The sequence below is a fragment of the Raineyella sp. LH-20 genome, from assembly GCF_033110965.1.
Lineage (GTDB): Bacteria > Actinomycetota > Actinomycetes > Propionibacteriales > Propionibacteriaceae > Raineyella.
In genome coordinates, this window is record NZ_CP137003.1 from 3,368,686 (window position 1) to 3,390,695 (window position 22,010).

General features: G+C 71.1%; 19 protein-coding genes. 7 read left to right on the forward strand and 12 right to left on the reverse strand.

Annotated elements, in window-relative coordinates; all coding sequences use genetic code 11:
* Positions 1–75: 75 nt before the first annotated feature.
* Positions 76–840, forward strand: coding sequence for an ABC transporter permease (locus R0146_RS14935; protein WP_317690644.1), 765 nt, complete (start codon positions 76–78; stop codon positions 838–840).
* Entirely contained in the window at positions 837–1,736 is a 900-nt protein-coding gene (locus R0146_RS14940) for a COX15/CtaA family protein (RefSeq protein WP_317690646.1), read from the forward strand. Before R0146_RS14935 ends, R0146_RS14940 begins: the two co-directional genes overlap by 4 nt.
* Positions 1,737–1,763: 27 nt before the next feature.
* Here the strand turns inward: R0146_RS14940 and R0146_RS14945 are convergent, their stop codons facing one another.
* Positions 1,764–2,474, reverse strand: a complete 711-nt coding sequence (locus R0146_RS14945) for a TIGR03936 family radical SAM-associated protein (RefSeq protein WP_317690647.1) — start codon at positions 2,472–2,474, stop codon at positions 1,764–1,766.
* A 350-nt stretch (positions 2,475–2,824) separates the two neighbouring features.
* Between R0146_RS14945 and R0146_RS14950 the strand changes: the two genes are divergently transcribed.
* Complete coding sequence (locus R0146_RS14950; RefSeq protein WP_317690648.1) at positions 2,825–3,328, forward strand: SRPBCC domain-containing protein; 504 nt, start codon at positions 2,825–2,827, stop codon at positions 3,326–3,328.
* 55 nt (positions 3,329–3,383) lie between these two features.
* Entirely contained in the window at positions 3,384–5,099 is a 1,716-nt protein-coding gene (locus tag R0146_RS14955) for an NAD-dependent malic enzyme (protein WP_317690649.1), read from the forward strand.
* A gap of 69 nt (positions 5,100–5,168) precedes the next feature.
* Here R0146_RS14955 and R0146_RS14960 read toward each other — a convergent pair whose 3' ends face one another.
* The 11 genes from R0146_RS14960 to R0146_RS15010 form a co-directional block, all read right to left on the reverse strand.
* A complete protein-coding gene (locus tag R0146_RS14960; protein ID WP_317690650.1) occupies positions 5,169–7,151 on the reverse strand; it encodes a TIGR03960 family B12-binding radical SAM protein in 1,983 nt (660 codons plus the stop codon).
* Complete coding sequence (locus tag R0146_RS14965) at positions 7,102–8,295, reverse strand: CPBP family intramembrane glutamic endopeptidase (protein ID WP_317690651.1); 1,194 nt, start codon at positions 8,293–8,295, stop codon at positions 7,102–7,104. The genes R0146_RS14960 and R0146_RS14965 overlap by 50 nt, the downstream gene beginning before the upstream one ends.
* 12 nt (positions 8,296–8,307) lie before the next feature.
* A complete protein-coding gene (gene mnhG / locus R0146_RS14970; RefSeq protein WP_317690652.1) occupies positions 8,308–8,715 on the reverse strand; it encodes a monovalent cation/H(+) antiporter subunit G in 408 nt (135 codons plus the stop codon).
* A complete protein-coding gene (locus tag R0146_RS14975; protein WP_317690653.1) occupies positions 8,715–9,164 on the reverse strand; it encodes an MrpF/PhaF family protein in 450 nt (149 codons plus the stop codon). Before R0146_RS14975 ends, mnhG begins: the two co-directional genes overlap by 1 nt.
* Positions 9,161–9,775, reverse strand: coding sequence for a Na+/H+ antiporter subunit E (locus R0146_RS14980; protein WP_317690654.1), 615 nt, complete (start codon positions 9,773–9,775; stop codon positions 9,161–9,163). The genes R0146_RS14975 and R0146_RS14980 overlap by 4 nt, the downstream gene beginning before the upstream one ends.
* Positions 9,772–11,292, reverse strand: coding sequence for a Na+/H+ antiporter subunit D (locus R0146_RS14985; RefSeq protein ID WP_317690655.1), 1,521 nt, complete (start codon positions 11,290–11,292; stop codon positions 9,772–9,774). The genes R0146_RS14980 and R0146_RS14985 overlap by 4 nt, the downstream gene beginning before the upstream one ends.
* Entirely contained in the window at positions 11,289–11,783 is a 495-nt protein-coding gene (locus R0146_RS14990) for a Na(+)/H(+) antiporter subunit C (RefSeq protein ID WP_317690656.1), read from the reverse strand. The genes R0146_RS14985 and R0146_RS14990 overlap by 4 nt, the downstream gene beginning before the upstream one ends.
* A complete protein-coding gene (locus tag R0146_RS14995; protein ID WP_317690657.1) occupies positions 11,783–14,797 on the reverse strand; it encodes a Na+/H+ antiporter subunit A in 3,015 nt (1,004 codons plus the stop codon). Before R0146_RS14995 ends, R0146_RS14990 begins: the two co-directional genes overlap by 1 nt.
* Positions 14,794–15,228, reverse strand: coding sequence for a nucleoside-diphosphate kinase (ndk, locus tag R0146_RS15000; protein ID WP_317690658.1), 435 nt, complete (start codon positions 15,226–15,228; stop codon positions 14,794–14,796). The genes R0146_RS14995 and ndk overlap by 4 nt, the downstream gene beginning before the upstream one ends.
* An 88-nt stretch (positions 15,229–15,316) precedes the next feature.
* Positions 15,317–15,658: a DUF4233 domain-containing protein gene (locus R0146_RS15005; RefSeq protein WP_317690659.1), complete on the reverse strand. Its 342-nt coding sequence runs from the start codon at positions 15,656–15,658 to the stop codon at positions 15,317–15,319.
* A gap of 2 nt (positions 15,659–15,660) precedes the next feature.
* Positions 15,661–17,172 carry a bifunctional folylpolyglutamate synthase/dihydrofolate synthase gene (locus R0146_RS15010; RefSeq protein WP_317690660.1) on the reverse strand — a complete coding sequence of 504 codons (1,512 nt, stop codon included), beginning with the start codon at positions 17,170–17,172 and terminating at the stop codon, positions 15,661–15,663.
* A 68-nt stretch (positions 17,173–17,240) separates the two neighbouring features.
* Between R0146_RS15010 and R0146_RS15015 the strand changes: the two genes are divergently transcribed.
* From R0146_RS15015 to valS, 3 genes are all read left to right on the forward strand, one after another.
* On the forward strand, positions 17,241–17,822 hold the full coding sequence (locus R0146_RS15015; RefSeq protein WP_317690661.1) for a DoxX family protein: 582 nt from the start codon (positions 17,241–17,243) through the stop codon (positions 17,820–17,822).
* 14 nt (positions 17,823–17,836) lie between these two features.
* On the forward strand, positions 17,837–18,619 hold the full coding sequence (locus R0146_RS15020; RefSeq protein ID WP_317690663.1) for a DsbA family protein: 783 nt from the start codon (positions 17,837–17,839) through the stop codon (positions 18,617–18,619).
* Positions 18,620–18,703: 84 nt separating this feature from the next.
* Positions 18,704–21,319: a valine--tRNA ligase gene (gene valS / locus R0146_RS15025; RefSeq protein ID WP_317690664.1), complete on the forward strand. Its 2,616-nt coding sequence runs from the start codon at positions 18,704–18,706 to the stop codon at positions 21,317–21,319.
* Positions 21,320–22,010 lie beyond the last annotated feature (691 nt).

The following is a 22,010-nucleotide window of genomic DNA, read 5'->3' on the forward strand; positions in this document are numbered from 1 at the left end:
TCGGTCGACACCGCCCCATCGATCGGCACCGCCCCATCGATCGGCACCGCCCCATCAGCCACGCCAGGAGGTCCCGTGACAGTCCTCGACTACTCCCCCGCCCCCGGCGCGGCCCCCGCCGGACGGCGGGTGTGGAGCCACGCCCTGACCGAGGCCCGACTGCTGGTCCGCAACGGCGAACAGCTCCTGCTGGCGCTGGTCATCCCGATCGCCTTCCTGGTCGGCGGCAAGTGGTTCGGCCCGGCGATGGGGCTCGGCTTCCGCGAACTCGCCCCCTCGGTGTTCGCGCTGGCCCTGTGGTCGACCTGTTTCACCTCGCTGGCGATCACCGTCGGCTTCGAGCGGCGGTACGGCGTCCTGGAGCGGCTCTCCCCCACCCCGTTGGGGCGCGGCGGGCTGCTGCTCGGCAAGGCCGTCTCGCTGGTGCTCGTCTCGATCGGTCAGCTGGTCATCCTCGCCGCGGTCGCTCTGGCGCTGGGCTGGCGCCCGGTCGGCGGCCTGACACCCACCCTGGTCACCGCGCTCACCACGGTCCTCGGCGGGCTGGCCTTCGCCGCACTGGGGATGCTGCTGGGTGGCACGCTGCGCGCCGAAGTGACGTTGGGTCTGGCCAACCTCATCTACCTTGTGCTGTTGATGGGCGGGGCGGTGATGCTGCCGCTGGGCCGCTACCCGGAGGCCGTACGTTCCGTGATCGCACTGCTTCCCACCGCCGCCGTGGGCGAGTCGCTCCGCGCCTGGTCCGACGGCACGGTGCTGTGGCAGCCCCTCATCGTCGGATTGATCTGGTCGGTGCTCGGCGCGCTGGCCGCACGAAAGGCGTTCCGTTGGACCTCATGACCCGCCTGTTCGGCACGACGCGGGCCCTGCGCGGCTGGTCGCTGGCGAACCTCATCGCCAACAGCGCCATCATCCTCACCGGTGGCGTCGTCCGGGTCTCCGGCTCGGGTCTGGGCTGCTCCCAGTGGCCCAAGTGCACCCCGGATTCGTACGTCACCCTGCCGGCGAACGGCCTGCACGGGGTGATCGAGTTCGGCAACCGGCTGCTCACCTTCGCCCTGATCATCGTCGCGGTGGGCGCCATCCTCGCCGCCTGGCGGGCCCGCGACAACGGCGCCCCGGTGCCGCGGATCCGGATGATCAGCGTGCTGGTGATGCTCGGCATCGTCCTGCAGGCGGTGGTCGGCGGCGTCACCGTCTGGGTGCGGCTCAGCCCCTACCTCGTCGCCATCCATCTGCTGCTGTCCGCGGCACTGGTCAGCATCTGCACCTGGGGGGTCCGGCTGGCCTGGCATCGGATCCCGACCGTGGCCGGCGCCGTCCCGGTGACGCTCACCCGGGTGGCGTACGTCCTCACCTGGGTCGCCGTCTACCTCGGCACCCTGGTCACCGGCTCCGGCCCGCACGCCGGCGACCTGTCCTCTCCACGCACCGGGCTCGACCTGGAGACGATCGCCAAGATCCACGCGGTGAGCGTGTGGCTGCTGGTCGCCCTGTCGATCTCTTTCGTGGTGACGCTGCGCAGCCGCCAGTCGTACGAGTTCCTCGGGGTGCTGCTGCTGCAGGGTGCGGTCGGCTACGTGCAGTACTTCACCGGACTGCCACGCGGGCTGATCATCGTGCACCTGCTCGGGGTGTGCCTGGTGATGATCGCCTCGACCAACCTCACCCTGTCGGTCCGCCGACCGACCGCGGCCCACGGCGTCACGAACGCGCAGGATCTCGCCAGCTCCTGACCCCACCGGCCGGTCGGGGCCGTCGGATCACCAGGGAGCGATCACCCGATCCAGCTCCAGGCGGCCCTGGATCAGTCGGGTCAGTTTGGCCGGATCGGCGACGGCGAAGTCCGGGTGCAGGTCGTGCAGCACCCGCAGCACGTCGTCGGGACGCACCAGTGGCTCCCCGTGGGCGATCACCAGGTCGAGCATCGGCACCCCGTCGGTGGCGTACGCGCTGATCCCCTTCACGTCGGCCCGGGCGTCGAAGGACCGCGGGCCGTTCTTGGTCATCCGTTCGGTGACCACCTCGTCGCGGTCCAGGAACAGCCGGACGGCGTCAGCCATAGCCCGCGCATCGGCGCCGGGCAGTTCGACCCGCCAGACCGAGGCCTCCAGTCCGTCACCGACCTTGCCGCCCTCGGCCTGGCGGATCTCGACCAGCACCAGTCCGTCGGGCATCGCGGCGTTGAGCGCGGCGAGCACCTTGGCCGGGTCGCAGATCTCGGCCAGCCCGATCTCGAGGTACTCGGCCTCGGTCGCGGCGCCGGTCGGCGACGAGTTGGCGTACGAGATCCGCGGGTGCGGATTGAAGCCCGAGGAGTAGGCCATCGGGACGTGCGCCCGGCGCAACGCCCGCTCGAAGGCCCGGACGAAGTCACGATGCGAGGTGAACCGGGCCCGGCCGCGCTTGGCGTACCGGATGCGGAGCCGTTGGACCGGCGGGGCCTGCTGTTCGGGCTGCTGCTGGGGTGCCACGAGGTGCCACCCTACCTGGGATCACCCGCCCGCACCGGCCCGGCGAGACGGCTCGCCGCTGCCTCGGCCCACCTGGCCCGGCCTTCGCGCTCCCTCGGCCCCGCTCCCCGTGCCACGGCCCCGCCGCCCGTCCTGTCCCGCCCGATCCCGCCCTGTCCTGTCCCGCCCCGTCCTGTCCCGCCCCGTCCTGTCCCGCCCCGTCCTGTCCTGTCCACCGCAACGCGATGGGCCCGCCGGCCCGTCCCCGCGTATCGTGGACGTCGTCCCCGCCCGCGGGGATTGTCCGCCACCGTGCAGCGGCGCACCTGGTCCGATGTGTGGATCCCCACCGAACCTCCAGGAGCCGGCCCATGGACCTCGGGTCCTTCCGTACCATCGACGGCCGCCCGGCCGTACGGTTCACCCTGCACCATCCCCGCCCGCCGCACCGCGTGTGGCTGTCGCTGACCGAGACCGCGCGGCTCGACCGCTGGTTCCCTGCCCACGTGACGCTGGAGCCCCGTGAGGGTGGCGCCGTGTTCTTCGGGAACGAGGGCTTCGAGCCGATGCTCGGCACGGTGCTGGCGTACGAGGACGGCGAGCGGCTCGGGGTCACCTTCGGCGGCGACGAGGTGTGGTTCGACCTGATGCCGGACGGCGGCTCGACACTGCTGACCATGACGATCTACCTGGCGGACCGCGATCTGGCCGCGCTCAACGCGGCCGGCTGGACCAACTGCCTGTCGCGCCTCGAACTGTGCCTGCGCGGCGAGGAGCCGCGGGACCTCTACCGCTGGGAGGACGTCTACGACCGGTACGTCCTCGCCGGCATGCCGGCCGACGGCGCGATCGACGGGCTCACCGGCGCCGCCTGATCTGCCGCCGACACCCACCACGGAGCCTGTCGTAGACCCTCGATAGACTCCGGCCATGGGCACAGCTCCGTACGAATTCCGGCACGGCCCCGAGGGTGAGACCGTGCACATCCACGTCAGGGGCCGCGACGTGCTCGCGATGCCGATGATCAATCAGGGCACCGCCTTCCGACACGCGGACCGTGAGGCGCTGGGCATCGCAGGCCTGCTTCCGCCCGGGGTGACCTCGCTGAACTCCCAGCTCAAGAAGGTCTACGAGCAGTACAACGAGCAGCCCTCCGACCTGGCGAAGAACAACTACCTCGAGGCGATGCACGACCGCAACGAGGTGCTCTACTACCGGCTGCTCGCCGAGCACCTGGAGGAGATGCTGCCGATCGTCTACACCCCGACGATCGGTGAGGCGATCGAGAAGTACAGCTTCTGGATGCAGCGTCCGCGCGGAGTGTTCCTGTCGATCGACCACCCCGAGGACATGGCGCAGGCCCTGGGGGCGTACGGCCAGGGGCCGGAGGACGTCGACCTGATCGTGGTCACCGACTCCGAGGGCATCCTCGGCATCGGCGACCAGGGCGTCGGCGGCGTACGGATCGCCGTCGGCAAGCTCGCCGTCTACACGGCGGCCGCGGGCATCCACCCGCAGCGGGTGCTGCCCGTCGTGCTGGATGTGGGCACCGACAACGTCGCCCTGCTGAGCAGCGAGCACTACCTGGGCGAGCGGCACTCCCGGATCCGCGGCGAACGCTACGACGGTTTCGTCCGGCAGTTCATGGAGACGACGGCGTCGATGTTCCCGCACGCGATGATCCACTTCGAGGACTTCGGCGCGTCGAACGCCCACACCGTCCTCGACACCTACCGAGGCGACTACTGCGCATTCAACGACGACATCCAGGGCACCGCGGCCGTGGTGGTGGCGGCCGTGCTGTCGGCGCTGCGGACCACCGGCGGCGCGCTGGTCGACCAGCGGATCGTCGTCCACGGCGCCGGGACCGCCGGCACCGGGATCGCCGATCTGCTCCGTGACCTGATGGTCGCCGACGGGCTCACCGTCGAGGAGGCCGACCGGCGGTTCTGGTGTCTCGGCTCGCGAGGTCTGCTGCGGGAGAGCCTGGGCGAGCGGATGCGTCCCTTCCAGGTGGAGTACGCCCGACGCGACGCCGAACTCACCGACTGGGACGTCGCGATGCCCGGCCGCTACGAGCTGGCGGACGTGGTCCGCAACGTACGCCCCACGGTGCTGATCGGCACCTCGGCCCAGCCGGGCGCCTTCACCGAAAAGATCATCCGCACGATGGCTGACCAGGTCGAGCGCCCGATCATCCTGCCGCTGTCCAACCCGACGACGAAGGCCGAGGCGGTCCCCGCCGACCTGCTCACCTGGACCGACGGGCGCGCGCTGATCGCGACCGGCTCGCCGTTCGGCCCGGTGGAGTACGACGGGGTCCGCCACGCCATCGCCCAGGCCAACAACGCGCTGGTCTTCCCCGGGATCGGGCTGGCCGTCGCCGCCTGCCGGGCCAGCCGGGTGTCCGACCGGATGATCGCCGCCTCGGCCTCCGCGGTGGCCAGCCTCAGTCGCACCAACGTGCTCGGCGCCTCCTTGCTGCCCGGCATCCAGGACCTCCGGGCGGTCTCGGCGACCGTGGCGCTCGCCGTCATCGCCGCCGCGGAGGCGGAAGGCCTGGCCGCCCGGCCGTTGGCCGACCGGGTGCAAGGTGTCTACGACCAGATGTGGGATCCGCGCTACCCGAAGATCGTCGCGGACTGACCCGACGCAACGTCGTCGCCCGGCAGGCTCGATCGCCGGGCGACGACCGCGCCGGTGGCCCGGACGGCCTCAGTCCGCGGCCAGCGGGTTGCGGACCGGGGCCAGCGGCAGGAGCGTACGACCGCTCGGACCGACCTGGATCTCGGTGTCCATCTGCGGGCAGACGCCGCAGTCGTAGCAGGGGTTCCACCGGCAGTCGTCGACCGGCTGCTCGTCGAGGGCGTCCTGCCAGTCGTCCCACAGCCAGTCCCGGTCGAGGCCGGCATCGAGGTGGTCCCAGGGCAGCACCTCGTCGTAGTCGCGTTCCCTGGTGGTGTACCAGGCGATGTCCACGCCCTGGGCCGGGAGGATCTGCTCGGCGGCGCGCATCCAGCGTTCGTACGAGAAGTGCTCCGACCAGCCGTCGAAGTGGCCACCGTCGCGCCAGACGGACTCAATCACCGCGCCGACCCGTCGGTCGCCGCGCGACAGCATCCCTTCGACGATGCCTGGCTGGCCGTCGTGGTAGCGGAAGCCGATGGAGCGTCCGTAGCGCTTGTCGGCCCGGATCACGTCGCGGAGCCGCTCCAGGCGCCGGTCGGTGGTCTCCGCGTCGAGCTGGGCGGCCCACTGGAACGGGGTGTGCGGCTTCGGCACGAACCCACCGATCGAGACGGTGCACCGGATGTCCTTGCGGCCCGACACCGCGCGGCCGGTCTCGATCACCTTGCGGGCCAGATCGGCGATCGCCAGCACGTCCTCGTCGGTCTCGGTCGGCAGACCGCACATGAAATAGAGCTTCACGGTGCGCCAGCCGTTGGAGTAGGCGGTCGCGACCGTACGGATCAGGTCCTCTTCGTCGACCTGCTTGTTGATCACCCGACGCATCCGCTCCGAGCCGCCCTCCGGGGCGAAGGTCAGGCCGGAGCGACGGCCGTTGCGGGACAGCTCGTCGGCGAGGTCGATGTTGAAGGCATCCACCCGGGTCGACGGCAGCGACAGCGAGACGTTGGACCCCTCGTAGCGGTCGGCCAGCTGCTTGGTGACCTCGGCGATCTCGGAGTGGTCGGCCGAGGACAGCGACAGCAGGCCGACCTCCTCCAGACCGGTCGCCTCCAGGCCGGCCTGCACCATCGCGCCGATCGTCTCGATCGACCGCTCGCGGACCGGCCGGGTGATCATCCCGGCCTGGCAGAACCGGCAGCCACGGGTGCAGCCGCGGAAGATCTCCACCGAGTAGCGCTCGTGGACGGTCTCGGCGAGCGGAACCAGCGGGTGCTTCGGGTAGGGCCAGTTGTCCAGGTCCATCAGGGTGTGCTTGCGGATCGCGTACGGCACGCTCGGCCGGTTCGGCGCCACCCGGCGGATTCGCCCGTCCGGCAGGTAGTCGACGTCGTAGAACCGCGGCACGTACACCCCGCCGGACTCCGCCAGTCGCAACAGCAGGCCGTCACGCCCGCCGGGTCGCCCCTCGGCCTTCCACTCCCGGATGACGGCCGAGATCGCCAGCGAGACCTCCTCGCCGTCGCCGAGCACCGCAGCGTCGAGGAAGTCGGCGATCGGCTCCGGGTTGAAGGCCGCGTGACCGCCGGCGATGACCAGCGGGTCGTCCTCGCCGCGGTCGGCCGCGTGCAGCGGGATCCCGGCCAGGTCGATCGTCTCGAGCATGTTGGTGTAGCCGAGCTCGGTGGAGAAGCTGAAGCCGAGCACGTCGAACGCCCGCACCGGCCGGTGCGTGTCGAGGGTGAACTGCGGCACCGTCGATGCGCGCATCATCGCAGCCATGTCCGGCCAGACGGTGTACGTACGTTCGGCGAGGATCCAGTCGCGTTCGTTGAGGATCTCGTAGAGGATCGCCACGCCCTGGTTGGGCTGGCCCACCTCGTACGCATCCGGATAGGACAAGCACCAGCGGACCTCGGTGGCGGCCCACTCCTTGACCACGGAGTTCAGCTCGCCCCCGACGTACTGGATCGGCTTGCCGACCCGGGCCAGCAGCGGCTCGAGCCGCGGAAACAGCGATTCAGGGCCGTTGCTGGCCGCCAGGTGCGGGTGGCTGGTCGCGGTGCTCATAGGGTCCCAGGGTATCCCCCGACTCCCGGATCTCCGAGTCCCCGGACGATCGGATCGGCTCGACCTCCTCGACCGGCTCGACCGACTCGACCGACGCGGTCCCCACCGGCGGGACGGCCGGGACGCCCGACCCCGGCAGGACCGGTCCCTCGGGCGACGGGCCGTACGTCGCCACCGGCGTCGGCAGCGTTGCCAGGCCCGGGGCCGCCGTCCGGGCCACACCGCGCCAGCCCCGGACCCGGTCGGCGAGGAACACCAGCCCGACGCCGATCACCAACGGCACCAGGACAGCGGGCGATCCGGTGCCCGCGGACCGGTCGCCGAGCGCCGCGTAGTCCGCCGTCAGCACCACCGGCACCAGGGCGGTCAGGTTGTTGACGGTGTGCAGCACCACCGACGCCTCCAGTCCGCCGGTCCGCCAGGTCAGTGCACTGGTCAGCACGCCGAAGCAGACGTAGAAGGCGTTCAGCCAGGGGTCGGCGGCCGCATGGGCGCCCATGAAGAGCAGGGACGACACCGCCACCCCGACCACGGCGCCGATCCGGGGGTGCGGCACCATCGCCGCGATGCTGCGCGGCACCAGGCCGCGGAACGCCCACTCCTCCCCGGCGCACTGCAACGGAGTGGTGAGCAGGGTGAGCCCGAGCATCAGCCACACCGACGGGGTGAGGACGGCGGCCGGGAATCCTCCCTCGGCCAGAGTGGGCACCATCAGCAGCACGAACCACGGCACCCCGATCACCAGCAGGCACCACAGCAGCCACCGCCACCGGAATCGGCCGGCGACCGACGCCGACCAGCCCGGGCGCTGGCCGAAGAACCCCCAGCCGAGGACCATCGCCATCGGGACGAGCAGGGCCAGCCCGAGGTTGTTGCCGATGAACAGGCCGGGCCCGAAGGGGATCGTCCCGTTCGCCGCCGCCAGCAACTGTTCGGTGCTCACCGTGCCGAGGGCGACGTCGACGACCAGCCCGGCGACGGCCGCCACACCGCCGATCAGCAGGTAGCCGCCGATCAGCAGGACGACCGCCAGCAGCCCCTTCCACCAGCGGTACCGCGGCGTCCGCAGGAACCCGTAGTAGTCCTGGCTCTGGGTCGGCAGGGCCGGCGCGAGGTGGGAGGCGCTCCGATCGGGGTGGGTCATGCCGGGATCCTTTCAGTCGGAGGTCCGCGAGCCGCTGGGGCGGTCAGGATCCGTACGCCCGCTGCGATCGGCGCGCGTCCGTTCGGCGACTGCCTCGGCGAGTTCGTCCGCGACCAGGGTGCGGGGGTCGAACAACCGGGCCCGGTAGCCGGTGCGAGCCACCACGTGGGACGCCAGCGTCACCGTCATCATCTGCAGGATGGTGACCAGGGCGAGCAGGAAGAACACCGGCCAGGTCCGGACGTGCAGCGCCACCCCGACGAGCAGCACCAGCAGGCCGAGGCTCTGCGGCTTGGACGCCGGGTGCATCCGGGAGATCAGGTCGGGGAACCGGACCAGGCCCACCGCGGCGGTGAGACACAGCAGGGCACCGACGAGGCAGAGCACGGCCGCCACCAGGTCGAGGATCGCGCCGGTCATCACGCACCTCCCGACCGGTCAGTGCCGGACGATGCGGGATCGGACGGGCTCAGATCGGACGGGGTCGGATCGGACGGGGTCGGATCGAGCGCTGTCGGATCGGACGGTCGCCTGCCGTCGCCGCGCCGACGGGCCCGCCGACCGAACTCCCCAGTGGAACCGGGCACCTGGTCATGGACGAACCGGGCCATCGACACCGCGCCGATGAATCCGACCAGGGACAGCGCCAACAGGATCGGCAACGTGGTGAGCCGATCGCTGAGCACGACCTGGAGGGCCAGACCGCCGACCGCGATGCCGACGATCAGATCACTCGCGATGATCCGGTCCAGGCTGGTCGGCCCCTTTGACAGCCGGACCAGCGTGACGCCGGCGGCCACCCCGAGCACGACGACGGCGATCACCGCCACCACCGCCTGGACCGCCTCGATCCTGTCCACCGCGCTCACCGGTCCCCCTCCCGATCCGTCCTCGGTCCCGTTGCAGACGCGTCGACAGATCCCTCGAGTGCCGCGATCTCCTCGTCGGTCCCGAACGCACGGATCACCCGCTCCTCGACCGTACGGACGGTGGCGTACGCCTCGTCCAGGTGCGAGCGGTCGCGGACGTCGAGGACGTGGACGAAGACCCGCGTCGGGGCGCGCATCTGCTCCACGACGACCGATCCGGGCACCAGGCCGATGAGTTCGACGATCATCGCGATCAGCAGGTCGGAGGTCGTCCGCAGCCGGACCCGTACGATCGCACTGCGGACCGGCCGGCGCCAGGAGACGGCGAGCACGGCCACCTGCCAGGACGACACCACCAGGTCGACCAGAGTGGCGGCGACCAGCCGGATCACCCCGAGCACCCGGATCCGGCCACGGAACCGGATCGCCGGCAGCGGGAACAGCAGCGCCACCGCGCCGGTGACGACCAGCCCGCCGACGACGGTCCGCAGGTCGGCGCGGCCCCACAGGATGCACCAGATCAGCACACCGATCAGGATCGACCGCCAGCCGGGCCGGGCCCGCCGGGTCGGCACCCGGTTGCCGTCCCCGGCACGAGGTTCCCGGCTCATCGCACCCCCTCCGGCAGCACGGCTGTGGCGTACGCACCGCTGCGCGCGTCGTGCGCGGCACGGTCGGTGAAGCCGTAGAGCGGGCCGCCGACGACGGTGAGTGCCAGGCTGACGGCGACCAGCGCCCCGGCGACGACGGCCATCGACGGCTGCAGCGGCAGCCCCGCCTCCACCATCTTGCCGTCCTCGTTCTCGACCAGCGGCATCGCCTGCCAGAAGGCACGGTTCCAGATCTTCGCCACCGCGAACAGGGTGAGCAGGCTGGTCACCAGCACCGCACCGACTCCGATGCCGGCCAGCCAGTCCTGGGCGTCGAGCCCGGCCCGCAGCAGCCCGACCTTGCCGATGAAGCCCGACATCGGCGGGATGCCGGCCAGGTTGAGCGCCGGCACGAGGAACAGCGCCCCCAGCACCGGTGAGGCCGACGCCAGCCCGCCCAGTTCGTTGAGCGAGGTCGACCCGCCCCGGCGTTCGATCAGGCCGGCGACCAGGAACAGTGCGGTCTGCACCAGGATGTGGTGCGCGGTGTAGAAGATCGCACCCGACAGCCCGGCGTCGGTGTCCAGTGCGATGCCGAAGACCATGTAGCCGATGTGGCTGACCAGGGTGAACGAGAGCATCCGTTTGATCTCGCCCTGGGCGATGGCTCCCAGGATGCCGATCAGCATGGTGAGGATGCCGATCACCAGCATCGGCGTACGCAGCGCGTTGTCGGGGAAGAGCACGGTCTGGGTGCGGATCATCGCGTACACCCCGACCTTGGTGAGCAGGCCGGCGAACACCGCGGTGACCGGCGCCGGGGCGGTCGGATAGGAGTCAGGCAGCCAGGCCGACAGCGGGAAGACGGCGGCCTTGATGCCGAAGACGGTGAGCAGCAGGAAGTGGATGACCTGCTGGACCTCCACCGGCAGGGCCGCGAGCCGGGCGCCGGCCAGCGCCATGTTGACCGTGCCGGTCGCCGCGTAGACGGCGGCCAGCGCGACCAGGAAGAGCAGTGAGCTGACCAGGGAGACCACCACGTACGTGGTGCCGGCGCGGATCCGGTCCCCGGTGCCGCCGAGGGTCAGCAGCACGAACGAGGCGAACAGCAGCATCTCGAAGCCGACGTACAGGTTGAACAGGTCGCCGGTGAGGAACGCGTTCGACACACCGGCGGTCAGCGCCAGGAAGGTCGGGTGGAAGATCGAGATCGGCGTCTCGCGGCGGCGCTGCTCCTCCTCCTGCCCCAGCGAGAAGAGCAGGACCAGCAGGCAGATCACCGACGACACGAGCAGCAGCAGTGTGGAGAGCCGGTCGGCGACCAGGGAGATGCCCTGCGGCGCCGGCCAGCCGGCGATCCAGGTGATCTGGACGCCGACCCGGTCGGCCCGGTAGGCCAGCACGGCGGCGACGGTCACGATCAGCGAGAGGACCGTCACCGAGACGACACGCTGAGCGTTCGGCCGCCGTCCCAGGATCAGGCTCAGCCCGGCCCCGAAGAGCGCCAACAGGATCGGCATCGGCACCAGCCAGGTCATCGGACCGCCTCCGCACCGTCGGCGCCCTGGGCCCCGGAGCCCGTCCCCGGCCCACCGGCCGGGTCGCTGCCGGCCTCCTCACCGGGCTCGCCGGTGGCGGCCCCGGCGTCGTACGACTCGGAGGCCTCGTCGAGCAGCGCCAGCCGGCGGATCACGGCGTCCTCGACGTCGTCCTGGACCTCGTCGTGGCCGGTCACCTGGAAGGCGCGATAGCCCATCGTCAGCAGGAAGGCGGTGGTCGCCAGGGTGATCACGATCGAGGTGAGCACCATCGCCTGCGGCAGCGGGTCGGTGATCGCGTCGCGGGGGCTGGTGCCGATGAAGGCCGGCAGCCGCGCCGGGCCGGCGATGATCGGGTAGAGCAGGTTCACGCCGTTGGAGGCGAGAAGGATGCCGATCAGGATCCGGGTGAGGGAGCGTTCCAGCAGCAGGTAGACCCCGCAGGCGATCAGGAAGCCGGCGACGAGGAGCAGGGTGAGGTTGGGCGCCATCAGACCTCCGTCTCCCGGGGTTCCTCGAACGGGCGCCCCGGCAGCCGCAGCGCGCTGCGCCCACCGCGGACCCCACCGCCCTCGGCCGGGTGCGGCGCCCGGTCCTGTTCGGTCTGGACGTCGACGCCGGCCCCCAGCGACCGGGCGATGTCGAGCAGCAGACCGATCACCACCAGGTAGACGCCGATGTCGAAGAAGACCGAGGTGACCACGTGGATGTCGCCCAGCAGCGGCCAGACCCGGCCGAAGGCGTGTGCCTCGGCGAGGAACGGGAGGTGGATGTCGACGGCGTACGACTCGAGCACCGAGCCACCCACCGCCAGCGGTGCGACCGCCGAGAGGATCGCGACGAGCATGCCGGAGCCCAGCACCGCACCGGCGTCGACCGGAGCGGCGTCGTCGAGTTCGTGGCGGCCGCCGGCCAGGTAGCGCAGCACCAGCGCCAACCCGGCGATCAGCCCGCCGGCGAAGCCACCCCCCGGCCAGTTGTGCCCCGCCATCAGGACGTACACCGAGGTGATCACCATCACCGGGAAGAGCAGCCGGGTGACCACCTCCATCACCAGCGAACGGCGCAGCGGGGAGAGCGCCTGGCCGCCGCGCAGCCAGGCGTGACCGCGCGACCCGTGGCGCTCACGGGCGGCCTGGTCCCGCGCCTGGGCCGGCGTACGGACGGTGTAACGGGCACGGATGAAGATCAGCGAGGCGACGCCGGTGGCCGCGATCAACAACACCGCGATCTCGCCGAGGGTGTCCCAGGCGCGGGTGTCGACGAGGGTGACGTTGACGATGTTGGTGCCGTGGCCGATCTCCCAGGACTGGGTGTAGAGGGCGTCCGACACGGGCTCGGCGACCCGGGCGGTGGACGCCACCAGGACCACGCCGACCACGGTGGCGCCGACGGCGACGGCGAGCCCGATCCGCCACCAGCGCATCGAGGTGAGCGGGCGGTCGGTGAAGTACTTCGGCAGCTTGCGCAGCACCAGGACGAAGACGACGATCGACACCGTCTCGGTGAGCACCTGGGTGAGGGCCAGATCCGGCGCCCCGTGGACGAGGAAGAGCAGCGCCAGGCCGTAGCCGGTGACCCCCACCAGGATCACCGCCTTGAGCCGGCCGCGGGAGTTGGCCGCGAGCCAGGCCGCGACGCACATCACCACGCCGATGACCGCCTGCACCGGGGTGTCCCAGAGTCGCACGCCGGCGCCGAGTCCCGACTGGACGAACACCGCGGTGCCGGTGAACACCACCAACATGCCGAGGATCGCCGCGAGGTAGAGCGGCAGCGAGCCCGGCTGGACCCGCGAGGTGACGTCCACCGCGAGTCGGTCCAGCCAGCGGATCAGCCGGTGGAAGGTCTGGTCGGCCGGCGGGATCTCCGGCATCGTCTCCTGCAGGGCGCCGATCCGGTCCCGGAAGCGGAACATCAGGGCCCCCGCCAGCCAGCAGGCCACCGACAGACCGAACGCGGGGCTCAGCCCGCTGGGCATCTGCATGCCGTGCGACCGGGCGCCGACGGTCAGGGTCTCGCCGTACGGCAGGATGATCGCGCTCCACTCGGGCCCCACCGCACCGAGGACCACCGTCGCCGCGCCCAGCAGCAGCGGTGCCGCGGCGAACCCGAGCGGCACCCGGTGCACCAGGGTCCGCTTCGCCGGGGCCCGGTGATCGACGCCGTACGCCGCCTTCGTCTTCGTGGCGAAGGCCCCCCACAGGAACCGCAGTGTGTAGGCCACGGTGAGCACCGAGCCGACCACCACCAGGCCGGACATCGCGATCGAGGGCCCCGGCAGCATGCCGGTGCCGTCGGAGAACGGGTCAACCGCCCAGTTCACCACCGCCTCGAAGGCCGCCTCCTTGGCCAGGAACCCGGCGGTCGGCGGCAGGCCGGCCATCGCCATGCCGGCCAGCGTGGCCGCCGCGGCGATCCACGGCAGTTCCCGGGCGACCCCGGACAACTCGCGCAGGTCACGGGTGCCGGTGGCCCGGTCGACGATGCCCACGGTGAGGAACAGGGCCGACTTGAACACCGCGTGGGTGACCAGCATCGCCAGCCCGGCGACGGCGCCGGCTCGGGTGCCCGATCCGAGCAGGACGAAGAGGAAACCGAGTTGGGAGACCGTGCCGTACGCGAGCAGCAGCTTGATGTCGTGCTGGCGCAGCGCCCGGTAGCCGCCGACCACCATCGTCACCGCGCCGACGGTCATCACCAGCGGGCGCCAGACCGGCACCGAGGCGAAGCCCGGCGCGAGCACGGCCAGCAGGTAGACCCCGGCCTTCACCATCGCCGCGGAGTGCAGGTAGGCCGACACCGGTGTCGGCGCCGCCATCGCCCCCGGCAGCCAGAAGTGGAACGGCACCTGGGCCGACTTGGTGAGGGCGCCGAACAGCACCAGCACCACCGCTCCGACGACGTACGGTCCCCGCGGCGCCGCCGCGACCACGCCGGCCAGGGAGAAGGTGCCGGTGGTGCCGGCGAGCATCAGCAGGCCGGCGAGCATCGCCAGGCCCCCGGTGCCGGTCACCAGCAGGGCGGTCAGGGCGGCGCCCCGGTTGGCGGCCCGCAGCGGGTTGTGGCCCACCAGCAGGTAGGAGAGGACGGTGGTCAGCTCCCAGAAGACGTAGAGGTAGACGAGGTTGTCGGCGCTGACCAGGCCGAGCATCGACCCGGCGAAGGCGAGCAGCAGTCCGGCCACCCGGGCCTGCGGCGGCCCGCCGGCGAAGTACCACCGGCAGTAGAACAGCACCGCCGCCCCGATGACGCTGACGACCAGACCGAGCACCCACTGCACCAGCCCGATCCGCAGGTCGACGGTGAGCCCGATGCCGGGCACCCACGGCTGGTGCAGCTCGTACGCCCCACCGGCGAGGATCGTCGGGTGGAGTCCCACCAGCCACACCGCCGCGGCGGCCGGGACCAAGGCGAACAGCAGGAACACGCGCCGGCCCAGCAGGCGGGTGACCGCCGGGGCCAGGATCGCCAGTCCGAAGTGGACGGCGATCAGCGCTGTCATTCCCCGCTGGGCCCCGCGCCGAGGGCCGGGAACCAGAGGGCGATCTCGCGGGCGGCGCTCTCCGGGCTGTCGGAGCCATGCACGAGGTTGGCCTGGTTGGACAGCGCCCAGTCGCCGCGGATGGTCCCCGGGGCCGCCGTACGACCGTCCGTGGCGCCGTTCAGCGCCCGGACGGCATCAACGGCGCAGTCGCCCTCGAGCACCAGTGCGACGAGTGGGCCGGAGGTGATGAAGTCCCGCAGGCCCGGGTAGAAGGCCCGCTCGAGGTGCTCGGCGTAGTGCGCGTCGGACTGGGCGGCGTCGACCGTCCGCAGCTCCATCGCCACGACCCGCAGCGACTTCCGCTCGTAGCGCTCCAGGATGGCTCCGATGAGACCCCGAGCGACGGCGTCGGGCTTGATCAGGACGAGGGTGCGCTGCGCTACGGTCATGGCGTCACCCTAGCGGACACGCCGTCCGCGGCCGGGCCGCACCGCCTCGTCGCGACCGGACCGTAACACGGTGTCGGACGGCCGACGGTCAGGCGGTCCGGCCGCCCGCGATCCGCCGGCCCAGCACGAAGGTGGCCAGATAGAGCCCGGCGAAGACGCCGGCCACCACGTACATGATCGGGCTGAGGATGCCCAGTGCGACGCCGACCACTTGCGTCAGCCAGCCGAGCACCTGCCCGTACGATCGCTTGATCGTGGCGCCCGCCGCCAGGGCGAGCAACGCCGCACCGCCGGCGAGGCCACCCGCCAGCCCGGGACGGACCTGGTCGACCATCACCATCACGGCCATCGAGAGGGCGAAGACGACCACCTCGAAGTAGAGGGTCAGCATCAGCACCCGGATCATCGGGTTGTCCTTGGCCAGCAGCACGCTCAGTCCTCCCCCTCGGCTCCCCAGCCGGTGGTGCCGATCTCCAGTTGGGCGGCACCGTCGGTGGTCGCCGCCCGGGCGGCGACCCGGCTCTCGCCGGCTGCCCGCTCACCCGGTACGAGGATCCCACGGGCCTCGCCGATCCCGATCACCGTGCCGGTGACCAGAATGCCGGGGGTCGGCGGCACCGCGTCCTCCCCGGCCAGCAGCTGCGGGTCGATCCCCTCCGCCATCAGGGTGTCGGCGATCAGGGTGGCCTGTTCCAGCGCGTCGGCCATCGTCGGCGCGACCTGCACCCGGTCGCCACCGAAGACCTCACGGGCGATCTCACCGAGTTCCTCGGGCCGGAGGGCGCGGCTGGTCGAGGCGACCGTGGTGACGACGATCTGGTGCATCACCGGCTCGAGGGTCTCCAGCACCTGCCGGACATCCTTGTCCCGCATCGCGGCGAACACCCCGATCAGCGGGTCGAAGGTGAACGCCTCCTGGACCGTCCGCACCACGGCGGACGCACCGTGCGGGTTGTGCGCCGAGTCCAGGACGATCGTCGGCGAGGTGCGGACGACCTCCATCCGGCCGGGGGCGACGACCTGGTCGAAGCCGTCCTGGATCACCTCGGGGGTGAGTGCCTTGCCGCCCAGGAAGGTCTCCACCGCGGCGATCGCCAGCGCGGCGTTGTGGGCCATGTGCTCTCCGTAGAGAGGCAGGTGCAGGTCGCGGACCGGACCGCCGGCCGCGTTCACCGCGATCACCTGGCCACCGAGGGCAGTCGTACGGTCGAGCAGACCGAAGTCGACACCCTCCGCGGCGACCGGCGCACCGAGGTCGGCCGCCCGGCGCAGCAGCACGGCGGCCGCCTCCAGATCCTGTCCGGCGGTGACCACCCGGCCGCCTTCCTTGATGATCCCGGCCTTCTCGGTGGCGATCTCGGTGAGCGTGCCACCGAGCAGGTGCATGTGGTCGTAGCTGATCGGGGCGAAGACCGCGACCGAGGCGTCGGCCACTGAGGTGGCGTCCCAGAGGCCGCCCATCCCCACCTCGACGATCGCCACGTCGACCGGCGCGTCGGCGAAGGCGGCGTACGCCATGCCGGTCATCACCTCGAAGAAGGTCATCGGGATGCCGTCGATGAGCTGTCCGTCCACCATCGCGACGTACGGTGCGACGTCATCCCAGATCTCGGCGAAGCGCTCCACACTGATCGGCGCCCCGTCGAGGCAGATCCGCTCGCGGATGTCGGTCAGATGCGGCGAGCTGAACCGGCCGGTTCGCAGGCCGACCGCGCGCAGCAGCGCCTCGATCATGATCGCGGTGCTGCCCTTGCCGTTGGTCCCGGTGATCTGGATCACCGGCATCGCCCGTTGGGGATCACCGAGCAGGTCACACAGGGCGGCGATCCGCGCCAGCGACGGACCGATGCGGTTCTCCGGCCACCGCGAGGTGAGCTGCTCGGTCAGGGCCCGGTGGCGGGCCTCGCCGGTGAGTGCCGACAGGTCAGGAGAGATCTCAGACATAGCGCAGCGAAGTCTAGACGGGTTCCGCCCGGGAGAAGCATCCTTGCGGGCCCTCTAGACTCGGGGGCATGTCCCCCGTGACACCCGCTCTCGACGCCGACACCGACGCCGCCGCCCCTGGTCCGGGCAGGCGCCCGGTCCTCGACTGGGTCGGGTTGGTCTGCCGACTCGGCCTCGGCGGCGTCCTCGTCGTCGCAGGCGCTCTCAAGGTCAGCGACCTCGACCAGTCCGTGCTCGCGGTCCGCGGCTACCAGGTGCTGCCGTACGACCTGGCCGTGGTGGTCGGCTATGCCCTGCCGCCGCTGGAGATCATCGTCGGCCTGCTGCTCATCGCCGGCTTGTTCACCCGGTGGGCGGCCCTGATCGGCAGCCTGTTCATGGTGGCGTTCGTCGTCGGGATCACCCAGGCGTGGGTGCGCGGGCTGACCATCGACTGCGGCTGCTTCGGTGGCGGCGGCCAGGTCGCGGCCAACCAGACCAAGTACGGCCTGGAGATCCTGCGCGACCTCGGGCTGATGGCCCTCGGCGTGTTCCTGGTCGTCCGACCACACACCCGGTTCGCGGTGGAGGACCGACTGTTCGCGCTCGCGCCGGTGGCTCCCCTGGCCGACGACGAGACACACCCCGACGAGACCCCGGAAACCGACTGAAGGAAGGCTCCTGGATGAGCAGCAAGAAGCCGGCAGGCCCCACCCCCGCAAGCAATCGCCGGGCCCAGCTGCGTGCCGCGGCCGAGGCGGAGGCAAAGCGCGCCCGCACCCGGAAGATCATCGTCACCGCACTGTCGGTGGTCGTCGTCGCCGCCCTGGTGATCGGCGGCCTGATCTGGGCACAGAGCCGCAACACGCAGGGGGCCGGCGGTTCGCTGCCGCCGAACACCACCTCCGCCGGCAACGGGATCATCGTCAACCCGGGCAAGGCGGACGGCAAGCCGGTCGTCGAGCTGTTCTTCGACTACCAGTGCCCCGCCTGCGGCAACCTGGAGCGACAGGCCGGGAAGTACATCCTGGACGCCGCTGAGCAGGGTGACTACCAGCTCATCTACCGGCCGATGACCTTCCTCGACACCAACCTGCGCAACGACTCGTCGGTGCGGGCGGCCAACGCGGCGGCCTGCTACGCCGAGGTCGGCGACTACTCGGCCTACCACCAGGCGGTCTTCGACAACCAGCCCGCACAGGAGGGTGCCGGCTACACCGACGACCTGCTGCGCAACCAGCTGCCGACCAAGCTCGGCACCTCCGGCGACAAGCTGACCCAGTTCCAGCAGTGCTACGACACCGGCCGGTTCAAGGGCTTCGCCCAGCAGACGAACACCGCCGCCGCCCGCGACGGGGTGACCGGCACCCCGACGATCCGGGTGAACGGCAAGGACCTGGACCTCAAGTCCGTGTCCGCCCCCGACCAGTTCCCGGCCGCCGTGGCGAAGGCCGCCGCCGGTCAGTGATCCCGGCCCGTACGGCCCTGTGACGAGGTCTCGCCCCCATCCGCGATGTGCGTGGGGGCGAGACCAGTCCGTAAGATGCACCCCATGAACGCTCCCCTCCGGAACCCCTCGTCCACCACGGCACCGCAGTCGGCGGTCACCCCGGTCGTCGAGGCACGGGTACCGGAGAAGCCGGCCCTGGAGGGCCTCGAGGACCGCTGGGGCACCCGCTGGGACGAGGACGGGACGTACGCCTTCGACCGCGCCGCCCCGCGGACGTCGGTGTTCTCGATCGACACCCCGCCGCCCACCGTCTCCGGGTCGCTGCACGTGGGGCACGTGTTCTCCTACACCCACACCGACGTCATTGCCCGCTACCAGCGGATGCGCGGCAAGGAGGTGTTCTACCCGATCGGGTGGGACGACAACGGCCTGCCGACCGAGCGCCGGGTGCAGAACTACTACGGCGTCCGCTGTGACCCGTCGGTGCCGTACGACCCGGACTTCACCCCGCCGGCCAAGCCGGACCCGAAGCGCCAGGTGCCGATCAGCCGTCGCAATTTCGTGGCGCTGTGCCACGAGCTGACCGCCGTCGACGAGCAGGTCTTCGAGACGCTGTGGAAGCACGTCGGCCTGTCGGTCGACTGGAGCCTGCTCTACACGACGATCTCCGACGAGTCGCAGGCCGTCGCCCAGCGCGCCTTCCTGCACAATCACGAGCGCGGCGAGGCGTACATGTCCGAGGCGCCGACGATGTGGGACATCACGTTCCAGACCGCGGTGGCCCAGGCCGAGCTGGAGGCCCGCGACTACCCCGGCTTCTACCACGCACTGAACTTCCACAAGGCCGACGGCGGCGAGGTCGTCATCGAGACCACCCGGCCCGAGCTGCTGGCCGCCTGCTGCGCGCTGATCGCCCACCCGGACGACGAGCGCTACCAGCCGCTGTTCGGCAGCACGGTGAAGACCCCGGTGTTCGGCGTCGAGGTGCCGGTGCTCCCGCACCGTGACGCGGAGCCCGACAAGGGCTCCGGCATCGCGATGTGCTGTACGTTCGGCGACCTCACCGACGTCACCTGGTGGCGGGAACTGCAGCTGCCGACCCGTACGATCATCGGCCGCGACGGCCGGCTCTCCCGCGAGGTGCCCGACTGGGTCGTCAACGCCGCGGCGTACGAACGGATCGCCGGCAAGACGACCTTCTCCGCCCGCGAGGAGACCGTGGCGATGCTGCGGGAGAACGGCGAGCTGATCCGCGAGCCGGAGCCGACCCAGCGCAAGGCGAACTTCTACGAGAAGGGCGAGAAGCCCCTCGAGATCGTCTCGACCCGCCAGTGGTACATCAGCAACGGCGGTCACAACGAGGACCTCAAGCAGGCGCTGCTCAAGCGCGGCGACGAGCTGGACTGGGTGCCGGCGCACATGCGACACCGCTACGAGGACTGGGTCGGCGGCCTGAACGGCGACTGGCTCATCTCGCGCCAGCGCTACTTCGGCGTGCCGTTCCCGGTCTGGTACCCGCTGGACGCGGAGGGCGAGCCGGACTACGACCACCCGATCCTGCCCGCCGAGGACGCCCTGCCGGTCGACCCGGCCTCGGAGTGCCCGACCGGCTACCAGGAGGAGCAGCGCAACCAGCCGGGTGGCTTCATCGCCGACCCGGACGTGATGGACACCTGGGCGACCTCCTCGCTGACCCCGTGGATCGCCGGCGGCTGGGGCCGCGACGAGGACCTCTTCGCGCGGGTCTTCCCGATGGACATCGCCCCGCAGGCACACGACATCATCCGCACCTGGCTGTTCTCCCGGGTCGTCCGGTCGCACCTGGAGTTCGACACGCTGCCGTGGCGGCGCGCGACGATCTCCGGCTTCGTCGTCGACCCGGACCGCAAGAAGATGTCGAAGTCGAAGGGCAACGTCGTGGTGCCCTCCGAGATCCTGGAGAAGTTCGGCGCCGACGCGGTGCGCTGGCGAGCCGCGATGGCTCGGCCGGGGATGGACTCCCCCTTCGACGAGAAGCAGATGAAGGTCGGTCGCCGGCTGGCGATGAAGATCCTCAACGCGTCGAAGTTCGTCCTCGGCTACGGCACCTCGACCGATGCCTCTGCGGTGACCGCACCGGCCGACCTGGCCATGCTCACCGCCCTGGCCGACGTGGTGCGCCGCTCCACCGAGGCGTTCGAGGCGTACGACTACTCGGTGGCGCTGGAGACCGCGGAGAAGTTCTTCTGGCAGTTCTGCGACGACTACCTGGAGCTGGTCAAGGAGCGGGCGTACGGCGCCCAGGGTGAGGCGGCGGCCGCGTCGGCGCAGAACGCGCTGGCTCTCGCTCTGTCGGTGCAGCTGCGACTGTTCGCGCCGATCATGCCGTTCGTCACCGAAGAGGTGTGGTCGTGGTGGCAGGAAGGCTCGGTGCACCGCGCCGCGTGGCCGACGCCCGAGGAACTGACGTCGGGGCTGTCCGGTGCGGGTGACCCGGAGCTGCTCGGCGACGTCGCGTCGGCCCTGGAGCTGCTGCGCGGCGCCAAGTCGGCGGCGAAGCGCTCGATGAAGACCCAGATCGTCGCGGTGACGATCGATGGTCCGGCGGACGCGATCGCCCGGTTGCAGAGCGTCGAGGCCGATCTGCGCGCGGTCGGCCGAATCAGCGGCGAGATCACCTGGCAGACCGGTGCCGAGGCGATCGGTGCGGCGGTGGAGCTGGAGCCCGAGGACGCCTGAGCGGCCCGTGGTGCCTGAGCCGGCCGAGGGCTGAGCGGCCACAGAGCGGATCCACGCAGGCCCGACGCAGAGCGCGTCTTCCCGGGCCTGCGTGGTGTCGTACGGCGGGCGACGCCGCACTGGGCCCCGCGCGATGCGATGCCGGGTGCGATATCGGCAGACAGGCGAGGGACACCCGGCATGGTGCGGTGCCGGCACGGACCGACGTAGCCCGGACCCGCCCCGGGACGTGCGGTCACGCCGGCAGTGCCGGCCGGCCCGGGTCACGATCTCACGATCCCCGACGATTCTCAGCCTCCCCGACGTTGGCGGCCTTCCCCGACCGTATTCGGTCGGTCTTGCCGCGGAACGTCGGTCTTCTTGAGAACCATCGGTCTTGGTGGGGAACGTCGGGGTCCTTGGGGAACGTGTCCGCGAGGTTCTTCGGAATCGTCGAGGTTTCGAGGGCCAAGATCCCCGACGGCCCGCCGGATCTGACAGAGCTGCGGCCCGTCGACCGGGAGACTCAGCGCATCGTCGTCGACCTACCCGATCGGCCAGGGGTCCCTCGCCTGAAGGTGCAGCGGCGTCCGCGAGTCGACCCAGGCTTCAGGATGGGATCGATCCCCGGGAAAGGCCTGGACGCCGTCTTATGCGTTCTCCTGGGTCATGCGCTTCCAGGGTCATGCACTTCGCCCCCGCATTGTTGCCT

What these genes read in the sequence shown, in the direction of transcription:
- R0146_RS14950 (WP_317690648.1), top strand. Translation starts at nt 2,825, where the DNA reads ATGGACCTCGGGTCCTTCCGTACCATCGACGGCCGCCCGGCCGTACGG.
- R0146_RS14965 (WP_317690651.1), bottom strand. Translation starts at nt 8,295, where the DNA reads ATGACCCACCCCGATCGGAGCGCCTCCCACCTCGCGCCGGCCCTGCCG.
- R0146_RS14980 (WP_317690654.1), bottom strand. Translation starts at nt 9,775, where the DNA reads ATGAGCCGGGAACCTCGTGCCGGGGACGGCAACCGGGTGCCGACCCGG.
- R0146_RS15020 (WP_317690663.1), top strand. Translation starts at nt 17,837, where the DNA reads ATGAGCAGCAAGAAGCCGGCAGGCCCCACCCCCGCAAGCAATCGCCGG.
- R0146_RS14940 (WP_317690646.1), top strand. Translation starts at nt 837, where the DNA reads ATGACCCGCCTGTTCGGCACGACGCGGGCCCTGCGCGGCTGGTCGCTG.
- valS (WP_317690664.1), top strand. Translation starts at nt 18,704, where the DNA reads ATGAACGCTCCCCTCCGGAACCCCTCGTCCACCACGGCACCGCAGTCG.
- R0146_RS14990 (WP_317690656.1), bottom strand. Translation starts at nt 11,783, where the DNA reads ATGGCGCCCAACCTCACCCTGCTCCTCGTCGCCGGCTTCCTGATCGCC.
- mnhG (WP_317690652.1), bottom strand. Translation starts at nt 8,715, where the DNA reads ATGACCGGCGCGATCCTCGACCTGGTGGCGGCCGTGCTCTGCCTCGTC.
- R0146_RS15015 (WP_317690661.1), top strand. Translation starts at nt 17,241, where the DNA reads ATGTCCCCCGTGACACCCGCTCTCGACGCCGACACCGACGCCGCCGCC.
- R0146_RS15010 (WP_317690660.1), bottom strand. Translation starts at nt 17,172, where the DNA reads ATGTCTGAGATCTCTCCTGACCTGTCGGCACTCACCGGCGAGGCCCGC.
- R0146_RS14955 (WP_317690649.1), top strand. Translation starts at nt 3,384, where the DNA reads ATGGGCACAGCTCCGTACGAATTCCGGCACGGCCCCGAGGGTGAGACC.
- ndk (WP_317690658.1), bottom strand. Translation starts at nt 15,228, where the DNA reads ATGACCGTAGCGCAGCGCACCCTCGTCCTGATCAAGCCCGACGCCGTC.
- R0146_RS14995 (WP_317690657.1), bottom strand. Translation starts at nt 14,797, where the DNA reads ATGACAGCGCTGATCGCCGTCCACTTCGGACTGGCGATCCTGGCCCCG.
- R0146_RS14985 (WP_317690655.1), bottom strand. Translation starts at nt 11,292, where the DNA reads ATGACCTGGCTGGTGCCGATGCCGATCCTGTTGGCGCTCTTCGGGGCC.
- R0146_RS14960 (WP_317690650.1), bottom strand. Translation starts at nt 7,151, where the DNA reads ATGAGCACCGCGACCAGCCACCCGCACCTGGCGGCCAGCAACGGCCCT.